This window comes from Longimonas haloalkaliphila (assembly GCF_055379825.1).
The window spans coordinates 15,346-31,182 of record NZ_AP043948.1 but is presented as its reverse complement, the minus strand read 5'-3'; the positions used below and the strand labels follow the sequence as shown (position 1 = coordinate 31,182).

8 protein-coding genes are annotated in these 15,837 nt (G+C 61.7%); 4 read left to right on the top strand and 4 right to left on the bottom strand.

What is annotated here, in order from left to right; genetic code table 11:
- Nucleotides 1-8 precede the first annotated feature (8 nt).
- On the bottom strand, nt 9-2,573 hold the full coding sequence (locus tag ACZ48V_RS00105; RefSeq protein ID WP_464540480.1) for a protein kinase domain-containing protein: 2,565 nt from the start codon (nt 2,571-2,573) through the stop codon (nt 9-11).
- Between the two features lie 271 nt (nt 2,574-2,844).
- Between ACZ48V_RS00105 and ACZ48V_RS00100 the strand changes: the two genes are divergently transcribed.
- Nucleotides 2,845-3,231: a hypothetical protein gene (locus tag ACZ48V_RS00100; protein WP_464540478.1), complete on the top strand. Its 387-nt coding sequence runs from the start codon at nt 2,845-2,847 to the stop codon at nt 3,229-3,231.
- Between the two features lie 505 nt (nt 3,232-3,736).
- On the opposite strand, the gene ACZ48V_RS00095 is transcribed toward ACZ48V_RS00100, so the two are convergent.
- Entirely contained in the window at nt 3,737-4,735 is a 999-nt protein-coding gene (locus ACZ48V_RS00095) for a DUF3667 domain-containing protein (protein ID WP_464540476.1), read from the bottom strand.
- Nucleotides 4,736-4,881: 146 nt separating this feature from the next.
- Between ACZ48V_RS00095 and hemN the strand changes: the two genes are divergently transcribed.
- From hemN to ACZ48V_RS00080, 3 genes are all read left to right on the top strand, one after another.
- A complete protein-coding gene (gene hemN, locus ACZ48V_RS00090) occupies nt 4,882-6,258 on the top strand; it encodes an oxygen-independent coproporphyrinogen III oxidase (protein ID WP_464540474.1) in 1,377 nt (458 codons plus the stop codon).
- A 226-nt stretch (nt 6,259-6,484) separates the two neighbouring features.
- On the top strand, nt 6,485-9,625 hold the full coding sequence (locus tag ACZ48V_RS00085) for a PD-(D/E)XK nuclease family protein (protein ID WP_464540472.1): 3,141 nt from the start codon (nt 6,485-6,487) through the stop codon (nt 9,623-9,625).
- Between the two features lie 177 nt (nt 9,626-9,802).
- Complete coding sequence (locus ACZ48V_RS00080; RefSeq protein ID WP_464540470.1) at nt 9,803-13,228, top strand: UvrD-helicase domain-containing protein; 3,426 nt, start codon at nt 9,803-9,805, stop codon at nt 13,226-13,228.
- 380 nt (nt 13,229-13,608) lie between these two features.
- Here ACZ48V_RS00080 and ACZ48V_RS00075 read toward each other — a convergent pair whose 3' ends face one another.
- Together ACZ48V_RS00075 and mnmE are read right to left on the bottom strand one after the other, a co-directional pair.
- Entirely contained in the window at nt 13,609-14,043 is a 435-nt protein-coding gene (locus ACZ48V_RS00075; RefSeq protein ID WP_464540468.1) for a fasciclin domain-containing protein, read from the bottom strand.
- A gap of 380 nt (nt 14,044-14,423) precedes the next feature.
- The gene (mnmE, locus tag ACZ48V_RS00070) at nt 14,424-15,812 is read right to left on the bottom strand and encodes a tRNA uridine-5-carboxymethylaminomethyl(34) synthesis GTPase MnmE (RefSeq protein WP_464540466.1); all 1,389 of its coding nucleotides are present in this window, start codon (nt 15,810-15,812) and stop codon (nt 14,424-14,426) included.
- Nucleotides 15,813-15,837: the final 25 nt, after the last annotated feature.

Genomic DNA, 15,837 nt, shown 5'->3' with positions numbered 1-15,837 from the left:
CACTTCCTTTACGGGGCCTGCGGTTCTGATGCTGCGGGCCCTTTCTGTTCGAGGTCGGCATCCAGGCTATCGAGTTGCGCTTGAACAGCAGCGGCCTCATCGGGGCGTGCCTGTGCCGTGTAAAGGGTTAGCAACCCCTGTAACGTGGGACGCTCCCGCTCTGGCGCGTAGTCGCTTCGGCTGCGAAATATGCTGTTGCTGGATTCAAGGAGGGGGGCGGCATCGGAAAGCCGTTCCTCTGCCGCGTAGGCAGCGCCAAGCAGCCCACGAACAAGCGCAATTCGGATGTCGCGAGCGGCAAGTTCATTCTCAACGATTTCGAGCGACCGTTCGAGATAAGAGATCGCCTCTGAGGCGCGCCCTTGCTCAAAAAGCACCCGCCCTGCGCCAATGGTAGGAAATGCGTTCCATAGATGCATCGGTTCCAGGGGCGAGGCATCGTAAGCCGTAATAGAGGCCCGGTATAACGAGAGAGCAGTATCTAACTGTCTGCGGTCCTCGTACACGCGGCCGAGAGCGTATTGCGTCGTCGCCACCTGGTAATGATGCGGGCCGTAGGCGCTCTCGTAGATCTGAAGCGCACGCTGATAGTGCTCAACGGCTTCGTCGAATCGCTGGCCCCTATGAAGAGAGAACGCGAGCTGGTAGTGCGCCCGAGCGGCACGTGGACTGTTGGGTTCGTGGCTCTCATACGTCGAGAGCGCCTCGTGAAAGAGCGCGAAAGCCTCTTCCTGCCTATCCTGATAGATGTGTACGTCTCCGAGTCCGAGCAGAGCTTCGGCCCGATGCAACGAATCTACGGGCTGCGCCAGGGCGTCCTGATAGGCCTCCTCAGCGGCTCCGAAGCGGCCCTGTCGGTATAGAACGGACCCCCGAAGTCGCAGTGCTTCAAATCGGTTTCGGGCCGAGGGCAGAGACGCCAGTTCGTCGAGAACAGATGTGGCCTCCGTATACGCTCGTTGTTCGCGCAGCGCCTCGGCTTGCAACAGCGTAGCGGCCGCATATTCGGGATGATGCGGACCGTGGATGTCCGACCAGAGCAGGCGCGCCCGGTTGGCCAGCGAGTCGGCTGTGTGCACCTCGCCCAGGCTCATGCTCAGCCGTCCGAGTCCCTGAAGCACCGACGCTTGCACCAGCGGTTGGTCTTGCAGCTGCTCGGCGCGGCGCATGCTTGGGTGCAACAGGTCGCGCGGAGCGATCATGCCGCCCTGCGCCTCTACATGAGCGGGATCTACGTCCTCAAACGTCTGCAGGAAAAAGTCGAGCGTCTGGTTGGCGCGCTCGGCTTCGGCGGTAGCGCGATGGGCCTGCCAGAGCGTAGCTGCGCCGCCAGCCAGCAGGGCCGAAACGGCTATGAAGGCCGCGAGCACGGCCCACCGGTGTCGCTTCACAAACTTGCTGGTACGGTACCAGGTCGTGTCGTCGCGCGCCTGTACCGGATGGCCCTGCTGAAAACGCTTCAGGTCGCCAAGCAGGTCGCCTGCCGTTGCATAGCGGACCTCGGGCTCTTTCTTGAGCGCTTTCATAATGATCGCGTCGAGATCGCCCTGTAGCCGGGTGGGCGAGTAGGGCGTGCGGTCAGACGCCGACGCAGAGGGGGCATGCCGCAGCATGGTGCTGGGCCGTGAAGGAATAGAGTAGACCACTGCCTCGGCGATGTCCGTGGCGCCGTAGCTCTTAAACTCATAGGGGCGCTCACCCGTCAGCAGTTCGTACATCACCACCCCGAGCGCATAGACATCTGTAGCAGGCGTTACCCGGTCGTTCTGCACCTGCTCGGGGGCTGCGTAGGCTGGCGTCATGGGCTGCCGCTGCGTGCGGGCACCGGGGTCTTCGTCGTCTTCGGCCAGGAGCTTCGCGATGCCAAAGTCCAGCAGCTTGACCTGGCCCTGCGGCGTCACGAGAATGTTGTCGGGCTTGAGGTCGCGATGCACGATAAGGCGGCGGTGCGCATACTGTACGGCATCGCAGACATCGGCGAGCAGGCTGATGCGTTCGTCTAGCGACACCTTGTTCTCACGGCAATACGTACGCAGCGGCACGCCCTGTACGTGCTCCATGATGAAGTAGGGCTGCCCCTCGCTGGTCACGCCGCCGTCGATGAGCCGAGCGATATTCGGATGCTCCAGCTGGGCCAGGATCTGGCGTTCATGCTCAAACCGCTGTACGACAGCAGACGAAGCCATGCCGCGCTGGATTACTTTCAGCGCCACGTTCTTTTCGAATGAACCATCGGCCCGTTCAGCGCGATACACTATGCCCATCCCCCCCTCTCCCAGCACCTCAACGATGCGATAGGCGCCGACACGAGCACCCGGCTTCAGGGTGGGGGCGCTACCCCGAGTATGCTCGTCGACGGCTTCGCCCACGAACGTCTCGGCGAGCGAGGCCGCTCCTGCTTCCAGAAAGCTGGTGGCTTCCGCTTCGGCCTGGAGCAGTGCTTCTACCTCCGCGCGAATAGCATCCGGTACGTCGGCATCGTTGAGGTGCGCCTGCTGTTCACCCGGCGGCAAGTCGCAGACCGCATCGAACAGATCGCTGGCGGCTTTCCATTGCTCTGGAGAAAGATGCATGGTCGATGTAAAAATTGGCACGATAAACCAGTACGTAAGCCGCGTGGTACAGGCAGAATGTAACCCCGGAAGCCCTACCTGTCGTACGGTGCCTGGTGTACGTAGGGGCAGGCGGGAGGCCAGAGAGGGCTGAATGCGGCAAGAAATATCTTACACCTTAGGCAATGCCTTTTGCACGCTCTGTACTGTGTTTTGATCGATACGAACGTTTCGGCGTAGACGCAGCAACGCCTTTATCGCTACCAAAGCAGCCATTACTGCAGCTATCGCTATGAATCCCTCTGACTTGCTACAAGACGACACGGACGGCGATGCGCCGCTGAACCCGGGTCTGCTCATCGACTCGATTGCCGAGCGGCACTGGATGGTCATTGCTCGGCATGCCTGGCAGCAGTACCAGAAACGGGGGCGTGGCGCCATCGTCTTCCCAACACCGGGCGGTGACTCAGGATCTGCCGACCAGGGCACTGCTCCACTTCGCTATCTTACGTTCAATGGCACGGACGACCAGATTGCGTCCAGTGGGATGCACACGCTGCATCGCCTGACGACCACGTACGATCCCGAACAGCAGGTCGTGCTCGCCATCGTCTTACCCGATGAACGCACGGTGTTCGACGTGTATGACCGTGAGCCTGCGCCTGTTGATACGGAATAGCACCACACAGAAAAGCGCGACAAGAGCAAGAACGGTCATGCAACGATTCGGAATCCTCTTCCTCCCGAATCCACTGTTGCGTTCGCCTATGTAACGCGGTGTGCAAGTTTTCCATGATCCTTTTGGGCGCATATCCCCGTTTGTGGCTACGCGACATTTCCCCCTTCGCGAAGGGGGAAATCCCGAACAGCGTGAGGGAATGGGGGATGTGAGGACCGCGCATTCTGCGACAAGGCGGCGATCAACAAAGGAGGAAGGAAACCTGCACATGCCGTTATGTACCTATGTAACTCAGCGAAGATATGTTTACACGTTGTCACTGTGAGGAGGGAGCCTGCGACCGATGCAGCGATCGCAGGCCTTTGTTTGACGCTCCCGTGCCATCGAACGGCATGAGATGGCATCCAGAAGCGCTTGTTCGCTGCCAACATCGATCACTTCGAGATTAGCAACTTACCAGGTATGTCTACTTAGCGGATGTCTACTTAGCGTACTATGTGCAGCCCTACGAAAGGGCGACTGTGATGCCAAGGTACAGTGCAAACCCGACAGCGAGGAGCATGCCATATCCGATAAGCAAACCCACGGTCTTCATGAGCGTCCACGGCCACGATTGAGCGTAGACGCGCCGCAGGGTGAGCAGCAGGTACCCAAAGAGCACCAACCGTACGAATCCATTTGTGCCTCCGGGTAGAATTGAGAGGCTGGACAGGTTGTGGAGGGTGGCAACCAGAAGCAACACGAAGAGAAACGCATGCAGGTGGAGCGCCATAATGAGATGCTCGGCATACAGACGGCCCGTGCGCCAGTACAGCATTTTGAGAAGCCCCGCAAACAGCGGAAGCATAACGAATGCAAGCACCGACAGGCGTCCGACAGCGCGTTCGACAAAGCGATCGGGGTTGTCGAGGGTGCGCAGCAGTCCGAGCGCGGCTCGCCGGGCCACCTGACTGCTCACTTCAGGGGCGCCGGTCTGTCTGTCCACAAAAGCGTGGAGCGATTCGCGAATGTCATCGGAGACAGCGAGCAGCGAGCCGGCTGCGGACGTGTCGGTGCGGTGAGAGGGTGTGGCGCTTGTGTCGTCTGGTGCGTACGGTGCGGTGCCGGCGGCTACATCGGCTATATCTTCCGCCTCCCCTGCACGAAGCGGCTCCCAGTCTGATTCTGTGCCTATCAGGCGCCCCTGCGAGAGGCCTATAACAAGAAAGAGCACGAAGCTGAAGAACACAAACAGACGCAGGGGCGATACGTATCGGCGCCGGCGTGCCGCAAGATATTCGCAGGTAAGCTGGCCGGGAACGAAAAGCAGACGGGCCAGCGTGCGCGCGAGCCGGGTGTCGAGATTGAGGGTTTCGGTGAGGGCTTCGCGCGCCAGCATGCTAACGGGAGCAATGCGCGACCGGGCACGCTGTCCGCACCGGTGGCAGTAGGCGCCGCGTAGCCGCACCGTGCAGTTGCGGCACACGACGTCGCGTTGCGAGGTCTCGGCAGGAGGGGCAGGCATGGGTCAAAAACCATTAGTATCGGGGAGGGCCCCACATCGGGTTGCAACGGATGCGTACAACACGCGCCTCGTGTTGTATGTATTCTGTAACGTACAGCATCTATCTACTCCAAATGCATTCCCACGGTTGCCAGCCCCCCGACGATATGGATACTGCGCTGCACGTTGACCTCGACCTCATTCGCCGCTATAACAAGCCGGGGCCGCGCTACACGAGTTACCCGACCGCGCCGCACTTCTCGCGCGACTACGACGTAGACGCGTTTGCGGACGATCTGGGCCGGGCTATGCCCGACACGCCCCTGTCGCTCTACCTGCACTTGCCGTTCTGCCGATCGCTCTGCTACTACTGCGGATGCCACATGAAGGTGACGCAGAATCCTGCGACGATTCAGCGCTACGTAGAAGCCATCAAGCGCGAGATCGATCTGGTGGCGGAGCGTCTCGACACGCGGCGTCCGGTTGTGCAGATTCACTGGGGCGGGGGCACGCCTACGTACCTCACCGCGGCTCAGATCAAGGAACTGGGTACGCACCTGTACGACCGGTTCGAAGTAACGCCGGATGCAGAGGTCAGTCTCGAAGCCGATCCGCGCGGGCTTACCGAAGACCGTGTTGCGGCGGCGGCACAGGTCGGATTCAACCGCATCAGCTTTGGCGTGCAAGATGTGAATCCGGTCGTGCAGGCGGCGATCAACCGCATCCAGCCGACCGACACGGTCGCCGAGGCGTTCGACTGGGCGCGCAATCACGGGTTTGGTGGCATCAACATGGATCTGGTCTATGGACTGCCGCATCAGACCGAAGAGCGGTTTCAGCGTACGCTCGGCGTCGTTGACCGGCTGAACCCAGATCGTATTGCGCTCTACAGCTACGCGCACGTGCCGTCTATGAAAAAGCATCAGCGCGTGATTGATGAAGACGCATTGCCGGCGCCCGAAGAAAAGCTGCGTCTCTTTAAGCGCGGCATCGAGCACCTGACGGGGCCGGGCGGCTACCGGTTCATCGGGATGGATCACTTCGCACGCCCAAACGACGCGCTCTCAAAAGCACAGGACGAGGGCGACTTGCATCGTAACTTTCAGGGCTACTCCACGCATTCCGATGCTGAGGTGGTGGCGTTCGGTGTGTCGGGCATCAGTCAGATGCGCGGCGCGTACGCGCAGAACGTGAAGGCGCTGCCGGGCTACTACGACCGCATCGACCGCGGCGAGCTCATGACGTATCGCGGCGTGCGCCTGACCGACGACGATCATCTGCGCCGCTATCTGATCGGGGAGCTCATGTGCAACTTCCAGCTCCGCAAGGCCGACGTAGAGGAGCGTTTCGGCATCGATTTCGATGCCGTGCTGGGGGATGCGTGGGCGCGCCTGGCTCCGCTCGAAGCCGACGGGCTCGTCACCTGCACGCCCGAGGCTGTGCATGTGCGTCCGGCGGGCCGGTTGCTCATCCGCAACGTGGCGATGGCATTCGATGCTTACTGGGCCCACGAGGAGCGTCCGGTACATGCGCAGACCGTGTAGCGAAGGGATGGGGCCTGATCGGTAGCACGACGACGAACGGGACGCCCAGGTAGCAGCGCAGCAACACGAACAGAACCAGCCGCCTCGCGTGTGAACGTGCATAGTATGGCGTGTATCACTTCCCAATTATGCTGTTGGATGCGGACGCCGATTGTCCGTTGCATGGGTGAGATGCATACACGCTACTGCTTCGATCACGCATCCCCGCTCCTGCCCCCTTCCGCTGATGGCCGACTCTGCGCTCCCTGACCGTTCCCCGCTCATCCACCACCTGCATGCGCTTCTGGATGCGGCACCGGGTACCCACACCGTCGTGTTTGTCGCCCAGACGCAGCTCGGAAAGGCCCTCGAAGAGGCCGCAGCACGCATCCAGTCGAGCATTGGACTGCGGTGTACGACCATTGCCGCCTATGCCCGCCGGCTGGCACAGGCCGATCTGCTCAAGGCCGGAAGTCAACGTCTTCCATCGGGTATCGACCAGATGCTCGCAGCGTATGCTGTTGACCAACTGCCTGTCGAAACGCGTGAACAACTGCTACAAGGCAGCACCGCGGCACGGCTCTCGGGCTCGCTCGCCCAGACGTTTTCGGTGCTTCGCAAGCACGGCGTACAGCCCAAAGCATATCAGCAGGCCCTGAAGGCTGCCGAAACCACTACGGCTCAGCAGGAGGCGCAGGCGAAAGCCTACCGGTACTACGTAGATGCCCTGACAGAAAATAAGTACTACGACGAGGCAGATGTGCTGCAGCGTGCCACCGCACTCGTGCAGGAGACCACCGTGCACGAGCCGCAGCGGAGTCAGTACGCCATCGTAGACGACGTGGACGTGCCCGGCTACGCTCGCGAGTTGGTCGAAGCACTGGCTAATGCGAGCTCGTATCCGCTGCGTCGGCTCGGACAGGAGCATCCTACCAAGCAGGCGCCCGTGCTAAGCGCGGCCAAGGTCTTTCCAGATGCGAAACCGCCCGCTCGTCCGGAAGCCGGACCCACGGCCCAGGCGGTGCACGCGTCCAGCCGTGTGGCACCGGGCAACGGGGCGAGTACGCTGCGCATCCCCAAAAAACTGCATTTCCGGACGACGGTCGGACTCGCCGAGGAGGTGCGGGCGGTGTTTCGCGACATCCAGCGGCGCGGTCTACGGTTCGACCAGGTCGAAATCGCTTACACTGCCCCCGACCCGTACCTCGCCACGATCGAGCAGCAGGCCGGGCGGCACAATGTGCCTGTATCGCTGAGCCCGGGCCGCCACTTGCGTGAAACGCGCCCGGGCCAGGCGCTCATGGCCTACCTCGACTGGATGGCCGGTCCGCAGGAAGCGGCGCCGTTCATCCATCTGTTACGGGCCGGACACCTTACCCTGCAGCGCACAGCGGGACTGGCTCTGTCGGATGCCGAGATCGCAACCTGGCTCGCCGAACGGACTTACCAGCCGGGCGCTACAAACCTGCTTAAGGGGGTGGCACGTCATATCGAACACGCGGAATCGCAGGATTATACCACCGATGCGCAGATTGAGCAATGGAGACGCCTCCACGAATCGCTTCATAGCCTGCTCGATAGCCTGCCCTCGGGGTCGTCGGATGTCGAAATGGTCGCAAAGCACTGCGAGACGTTTCTGACGCAGCACGGTCCGGTCGATAAGCCCACGGGCACCGCAGAGACCTTCGACGAGAAGGCACGCGGTCGTATCCTGCAGTACCTGAACACGCTGCAGCGAAGCGAGGGGGAGGTGTACAAAGACTCAGCCACGCGCCTCGCCGACTACATCCGCACGTGGGTGCGCGAGACGTTCGTGGGCGCGCAGCGTCCGCAGCCGGGCGACGTGCACGTGGTACCGCTCACCACGGTCGGCTACGCCAACCGTCCGCATCTGTACGTGGTGGGGATGGATGCGGAGAGCCTCTCCGTGACGCTGAACGACGACCCGCTTTTGAGTGACGCCGACCGCCGGCGCCTCAACGAACACGAGCAGATTACGCTGCCCCTCACCGCCAACCGGCGTCAGGAAGAAGACTGGCGCGTACGGCAGGCGCTTTTGCGTCACCACGGCGATGCTACATTCATCATGCACCGCTTCGACCTGCGTAACAGCGAGGAGCGCTTCCCCGGCACGCTCTACCTGCAGTTGCGCACCGTTGTGCAGGCGGCCCTTGGGTCAGATCCTGAGGAGCGCGACGAGCTCACCGTGCAGGATGCGCAGCACACCCTCGACGCCCTCGACGTATGGGGCCTCACCGAACAGGCGCTATCGGATGCGAAGCGCGGCACCGAATCTGCTTCTGACTACCTGGCCCGCGCTGCGTCGCACATCTTGCATGGAAAAACCGCCGAAGAGGCCCGTGCCTCGGACGAGGTTACTGCCTACGACGGCGTGCTGCAAGACCCGCCGTATCCTGAACTCGACCTGCTTGACCCCGATACCGACACCATCGCCTCCGCCTCGCGCCTGGAGATGTTTGCGCGTACGCCCTATCTCTATTTCGTAAAGTACGTGCTGGAGGCCGAGCCGCTTGACGAGCCGGCCCTCGACGATGAAGACTGGCTCGACCCGCTCACCCGCGGTACCATCTTGCACCGCACCTACGAGCTGTTCTTGAATCCAGAAGACGGCGGGCTTGGCCGCATGCCCACGCTCGACGACGAGGAAGCGCTTGAGGATGCATTTGAGACGGCTTTCAAAGAAGCCACTCAGCAACGCGGTACACCGCCGAACGATCAGATAAAAGCCGCTGCGAAAGAGGGCCTACGCGCCGATGTGAACGCCTTCCTCCGCGCCGACGCCGCGCGCGGAGCCGACCATCCTGACCTGATGCCCGAGCGTTTTGAGTGGAGCTTCGGCAACCGTCCGCGCGACGAGCATCCCGAAGTCGAACTGCACACCGAGCGCGGCACGCTGCGGCTGCGTGGTGCGGTGGATCGCATCGATGCACGCAACGGAGAACTGCTCATCTGGGACTACAAGACGGGCGGGATGCGCGATTACGATCCGCTCGACGGGCTCCGCAATAAGCGCTGGTCGCTCCAGTGGATGCTCTACGCCCGTGCCGCCGAAGAGGCGCTGGGCGGTTCGGTCGCACGCTCGGGCTACTACTTTGCCACTGCCCGCCAGATGGGACGCACCGTGGCGTATCCCCCCGACAGCACCGGCGACAGCCACCCCGACACGTACCGCGAAGATCTGGTGGGCATCCTGAACACCCTCTCTCAGATGGCACGCCACGGCGTGTTTGTGCCCTCGGGCGATTCGCTGAAGCAGAGCGACTGGCGCTACAACTACACCCCGCTCGTGTACGACCGCCGCGCCCGACGCGAGGAGATCCGGGCCAAAGACTGGCCCGACGATCTCCCGCACTTGCATCATGATTGATGCGTGGTCTTCCCCTTTCGATGCGTAGAGGATGGCGCAAGAAAAGTAGGGACACGGCGCGCCGTGTCCCTACGCACTTGATTTTATTAATCCTGGGGCCAACAGTCCCCCGTTAGACCATACCCCCGGACGCGCCCGCACCTTACGAAGATATTCTCCCACCCAACCCCACCTCCTATGCTTACCACCACCTCCGACGCCACCGCCCGCACGCGCATCGGTCCGTATGCGGGCGATGCGCTGCCCGACCTCGACGGCTTCGACCCCGACACCAACTTTCTCGTGCGCGCCTCTGCCGGAGCCGGAAAGACCACCTCGCTCGTAGCTCGCCTCGAAGCGCTGGTACGCACGGGCGTACCCATCGGCGACCTTACTGCCATCACCTTCACGCGCAAGGCCGCAGGCGAGATGAAAGAGCGTCTGTTCGAGCGCTTGCAGATGCTGCAGCACAAGGCGCCTGCCGGATCGGCCGATGCGCGGCGGTTGCGGCAAGGGCTCGACGACCTGTCGCAGTGCTTTGTGGGCACCATCCACAGCTTCTGCGCGCGGCTCTTGCGCGAGTTTCCGCTGCAGGCCGCCCTGCCGCCGGACTTCGACATGGAGCTGGACGGGCGCGAGATCGACGAGATGAAGCGCCGCGCCTGGCAGCAGTACCTGCGGCGCATCCACAAAGAAGCGCCCGAGCGTATCGATGCGGTGCAGGCTGTCGGCTACACCCCCGCTGACCTCTACGACCAGTTCACCGTGCTGAGCCGCTACCCCGACCTCACGCCGTACACCGAAGACATCCCCGCACCCGACCTCGACGAGGCCACCGCCACCGTTACCGAGTTCGTGCGTGCCTGGGGGCCGTACCTGCCCACGCCGCTGCCCGACACCAGCGGATACTGCTGCAACGCCCTCGCTGCTATTGCGCAGGCCGACCAGATGCTGCGTGTGAATCCCCCTGAAACGCCTGCCGAACAGGCCGCGCTGCTGTCGCTCTTTGAGGGCCTCGCCAAAGATGACAATCGCAAAAACCGCGATGGACGCCGTGGCCGTATGACCCCCAGTCACTGGAAAAAGAACAAGTCCCAAGCCAAAGAGCTGCAAGACGAGCACCTCGCGCCGCTGGTCGACGAGGTGGTCGATCCGCTCATGACCCGGTGGCACGCCCATGCGCACCACGTATGTACGCAGTTTACGCACGGTGCCATAGAGCCCCTGCTCACCCTGCGCCGCGAGCGCGGGCAGCTTTCGTCGAACGACCTGCTTCTCTACACCCGCAACCTGCTGCGCGATCACCCGAGTGTGCGTCGGGCGCTGCACCAGCGCTATCCGCGCCTTATGGTCGACGAATTTCAGGACACCGATCCGCTTCAGGCTGAGATCCTCTTCTACCTGACCGGCACCGACCACGAAACCACCGACTGGCGCGCCACCAATCCGGCGCCCGGATCGCTCTTCGTGGTGGGCGACGACAAGCAGTCCATTTACCGCTTCCGCCGAGCCGATATGGCCATCTTCAACGAGGTGGCCGACCTGATCGACGCCCAGCCGCACGGCGAAGCGCTCACGCTTACGCGCAACTTCCGCTCCACCGCGCGGCTCTGCCACGCCTTCAACACCATGTTCGACGCACCCTTCACCACCGACCGCGCCGAGGCCGATGCCGACCCGACGCACGACCTGCCTGCCGATGCCGTACAGGCCGCGTACACCGACTTCGACCCCCACCGCACCACCGATCCCGCCGACCCGGTGCTCTACCAGTCGACCATCGCATACAAGAAGTACAACAGCTCCGACGCCATCGCGCAAGACGATGCCGAGCGCATCGCCCGGTACATCCACCACGCTGCCACCACCAACGAGCCACTGCAGCGTGGCCCCGACGGTGCCCTCGTTAGCGGACAGCCCGGCGACTTCATGATTCTCACGCGCGTTACCTCGCGTCTCTCCATCTACGCCGAAGCGCTGGCCCGCTACAACATCCCCTATGTCGTGATGGGCGGCAAAGACGCCCACGAATCCCGCGAACTGCACGCCCTCGTGCAGCTCCTCACCTGCGTCTTTCGCCCCGACGATCCCCTTGCGCACCTTGCCTACCTGCAAGGCCCGCTCGTCGGCTTCAGCGATGACGACCTGTATCGGCTTAAACAAAATGGGTTGGTTTTAGGGGATACGAAGCAGCCTGCCTCCCCCAGTGCTCCATCCGCGCTCCGTGAGCGGCTTGCCACGGCCCACGAGCGTATTTTGGACGCGAAAAAGGAGCTGCACAACCAGCGCCCCGCACCAGCTATGGAGGCCATTCTCGACGAGAGTCAGCTTTATGCCCGCGCCGCCGCCGACGCCACCGAAGGCTCGCTCAACGCGGGACGCTTGCAGCGCATTCTGGCCGAGGTGCAGGCCTTCGACGCCCGCGGCTTCTCCGCCTACGACATCTGGCGCGAGCTGCAGTACATCGCCGAGGGCAACGCCGACATCGACGGCATGACGCTCGACACCGGCTCCGACAACGCGGTGCAGCTCTTGAACGTGCACAAAGCCAAAGGATTGCAGGCCAATGTCGTCTTCCTGGCCGACCCGTATGGCGGGTCGCGTAGCGGCGGCATCACCGAGCATGTGCGGCGTCAGGAAAATGAGATTGTGGTGCCCGTGCTCAACGCATACCAGCACAACACCAGCGTTGCGGCTGCGCCCGAGGCGTGGCCCGAGTTTGAGGCGGTCGAGGCGGTGCTGGAGGATGCCGAGGCGCACCGTCTGGAGTACGTCGCGGCCACACGGGCAAAGCAGATGCTTGTCGTATCCCGCTACCACCACAAGAACGACGGCTACAAACCGGGCTACTGGCGCGCCGTGGATGCATACTGCACTGACCACGATATAACCGAACTGCCGGCTTCGGAGGGGGGGCGCCCCGAGGCGCCCACCCCGCACGTGCTGCGCGATCTGCAGAACCACCTGAACAAGCAATGGAAACGGCGCAATAAACTGGCCGAGAAAACTTACGAGACTGAATCCATCACGGATGCTGTAAACCACGGCACGGAACCTCCCGCAGCGGTGCGTGGCGGCTACTCGAAGGAGTTCGGAAACGCACTGCATGAACTCATTGAACAGGCAGTACTGCGGTATCCACACGCGCCCGAGTATACTGATGCTGCGTTGCGGGCTATGCTAATTCAAAAGGAGGCTGAATCGACCGATTTTGACAAGCTGATACCGGCTCTTCGACGCACGCTTGATACGTTTATCCAGAGCCCGCTCTGGAGCGCACTCAATAACGCTGAGACCATCTACACCGAACTGCCACTCAGCCGCCTGCTACGGGACGAGGCCGGTCCGGATGATGCTGATCCCGCCGACACGGTACAGCACGGTACCATCGACCTCGCCTATCGCGCAGATGGTGCATGGCATCTGGTCGACTACAAAAGCGATAAGGTGTCCAGCACGGATCATCTTCGGGACCTTGTGGCAACTTATGCCCCGCAGCTCCGGCTGTACGCCACGGCGTGGGAAGAAGCCACGGGAGCCCCCCCTGAATCAGCTCATCTCTGGTTCGCCGATGCACCGCGCACAGGACTTGATGACTGGCAGCCTGTCGCCCTCGACAAGTAGAGACACGGCGCACTGCATCCCTACCCCAACATCGCATGATTCGCCTCGAAGATAATGGATTCGGTGTTTTCAGCAGTTATGGTGTGCAGGTGCGTATTTGGTGACATAGCACGGGGGTATAAAGGCATAGAGAACAGCGATGAAGCATGTGATGGAGTATCCGTGGTGTTTGAGACTTTTTCCGATTGTGTAACCGCCAGAAGATAGGTCCGGCTATGTCGTTGTCGGATGCGTTGTTCTCACGGGCCTTAGCCGACTCGTTCATCCAGGCGCGGTAGAGAAAGAGAGATGCTGAGCACACGATAACAGGCAAACAGAAAAACGCCGGACGGAGAAACATCTCCATCCGGCGTCGCAACAAAATAAAGTTGCTGGGGTGCTTACGCGTCGGGAGTAAGTACGCGGTCAATGACATGGATGACGCCATTCTCCGCTTCCAGATCTGTCTGTTGGATCATTGCTCCGCCAATACGCGGCGCTCCGTCTTTCTTGTCGATCGTCAGCGTGCTCCCATCGAGCATCTTCATTGAAGAAGCCCCCAGCACATCTTCAGCCGACTTGCGTCCCTTTACGACGTGATGCTTCAGGATATTCTGCAGCTTACTTTTGTTGGAGGGTTTCATGAGTGTGCCCCACGTTTCGCGCGACAGCCCTTCAAATGCTTTGTCGCTTGGTGCAAATACGGTGAACGGTCCACGCCCTTTTAGCGTTTCTACAAGATCAGCCTGTTTGAGGGCGTCAACGAGGGTTGTGAAGTTCTTATCGGAAGCGGCCAGATCGACGATCGTGGCAGCTCTTTTTTTGGCTACAGCCATGGTGACATACGAGTAAGATGATCATAAGGCGAATAGATCGTTTCAAGAAGCTGTTTGGACGTTTGGCTCTGGAGGCAAGCCGTAAGGCTACCACAAAGCACAGCGTAATCGATCTAAAACATCCGGGACGCTGAGGAGAGATGCTTCCACATGTCTGCCAGGCATCCATGATGCTATGACGTCCAGTATAGCTTTCATGGTGGCAGGAGGTGTACAACTATCGCATGCCATACCCCCGGCACCAATGGCGGGTTTGGCACTAATCCAGGCGGACACCACAACATTATTGCGAATATCGCGACATGCGGTGGGATGCCTTACGAGCGAGAAAGAAAGCTGCCAGCGCGACGCGTAGTGAGGCAGCTGCCTGAGAGAACCGCTTACTTTCCGATACAGAACTGCGAGAAGATCTGGCCAAGCACGTCTTCGTTGGTGACCTCGCCGGTGATGGCGCCAAGGGCGTGCAGTGCCTCGCGCAGGTCGAGCGTGAGTAGATCGCTTGATACGCCTTCATTGTAGGCGGTTTGCGCACGCTGAAGCGCGGTCTGGGCCTCTTGCAGATGCTGACGATGGCGCTTGTTCATGACAACAGCCGAGGCTTCAGTGTCGCGCAAGTCGGCATCGACCTGGTCGAGAAGCGCAGTGGTAAGGCGGTCGAGCTCGTCCGCGTCGTCGAACGCGTCCAGTGCGGAGAAGGACAGCGCATGCCCCACGTCGAGATCGGGCGTGCGTGAGGTCTCAACCATGTCGGATTTGTTGGCAACAACAACGGTAGGCACCGACGGCTCCGCATCCGATAGCTCTTGGAGGAACGCGCGCTCATCGGCGTCGAGTCCGCGCTGCTGGTCGTAGACGTAAAGCAGCACGTCGGCCTCGCGAATGGAGGCTTCGGCGCGGCGCACGCCTTCGGCTTCGATCTGATTGGAAGTGTCGCGCAGGCCGGCCGTATCCACAAAGCGGAAGAGGAGCCCATCAAGCTCGGCCTCGGCTTCGATCTCGTCGCGCGTGGTGCCGGGCGTGGCGCTCACAATGGCGCGGTCGCGGCCCACGAGCGCGTTCAGCAAGGTGGATTTGCCTGCGTTGGGTCGCCCACCAATCACCACACGCACGCCGTCGCGCAGCAGTTCGCCGGTGCGGTACGAGTCGAGCAGCGTGGAGACAAGCCGCTGCGCCGCGCTGAGCAGGGAGGTGAGGCGCTCGCGGTCGGCAAACTCGACGTCTTCTTCAGAGAAGTCGATCTCCAACTCCATAAGCGCGCAGAGGTCGAGCAGTTCCTCGCGCAGGTTGGAGAGGCGGTCGGAGTAGCGCCCGCGCAGGTGTTGCATGGATACGCGGTGCGCCTGCTCCGACGAGGCGTGGATAAGATCCGCGACGGCTTCGGCCTGGGCCAGGTCAAGCTTGCCATTCAGAAAGGCGCGCTCGGTGAACTCGCCGGGCTCGGCCATGCGTGCACCAGCCTGGAGGAGCGCATCGAGCACAAGCTGCGGCGCCAGGTCGCCGCCGTGGCACGACACCTCAACGACATCCTCGCCCGTAGCAGAGCGTGGCCCCTGAAAGACCGTGATAACCACCTGATCAAGCTCCTCATCGTTCGCATCCACCACGTACCCGACGTGTGCGGTGTGCGAAGGCACTTCCGTGAGGTTGGATCCCCGAAAGCGCTCGTTCACGATGGCACGGGCCTCAGGCCCCGATACACGAATAATGGCAAGCGCTGCACGTCCGCGTGCCGTGGCAATGGCAGCGATGGTATCAGACTCGGCAGGCATGAAGGCAGACGCGTCGTGTGTCTAT

Coding starts and splice junctions, on each gene's coding strand:
- ACZ48V_RS00105 (WP_464540480.1), bottom strand. CDS start 2,573: ATGCATCTTTCTCCAGAGCAATGGAAAGCCGCCAGCGATCTGTTCGAT.
- ACZ48V_RS00100 (WP_464540478.1), top strand. CDS start 2,845: ATGAATCCCTCTGACTTGCTACAAGACGACACGGACGGCGATGCGCCG.
- ACZ48V_RS00095 (WP_464540476.1), bottom strand. CDS start 4,735: ATGCCTGCCCCTCCTGCCGAGACCTCGCAACGCGACGTCGTGTGCCGC.
- hemN (WP_464540474.1), top strand. CDS start 4,882: ATGGATACTGCGCTGCACGTTGACCTCGACCTCATTCGCCGCTATAAC.
- ACZ48V_RS00085 (WP_464540472.1), top strand. CDS start 6,485: ATGGCCGACTCTGCGCTCCCTGACCGTTCCCCGCTCATCCACCACCTG.
- ACZ48V_RS00080 (WP_464540470.1), top strand. CDS start 9,803: ATGCTTACCACCACCTCCGACGCCACCGCCCGCACGCGCATCGGTCCG.
- ACZ48V_RS00075 (WP_464540468.1), bottom strand. CDS start 14,043: ATGGCTGTAGCCAAAAAAAGAGCTGCCACGATCGTCGATCTGGCCGCT.
- mnmE (WP_464540466.1), bottom strand. CDS start 15,812: ATGCCTGCCGAGTCTGATACCATCGCTGCCATTGCCACGGCACGCGGA.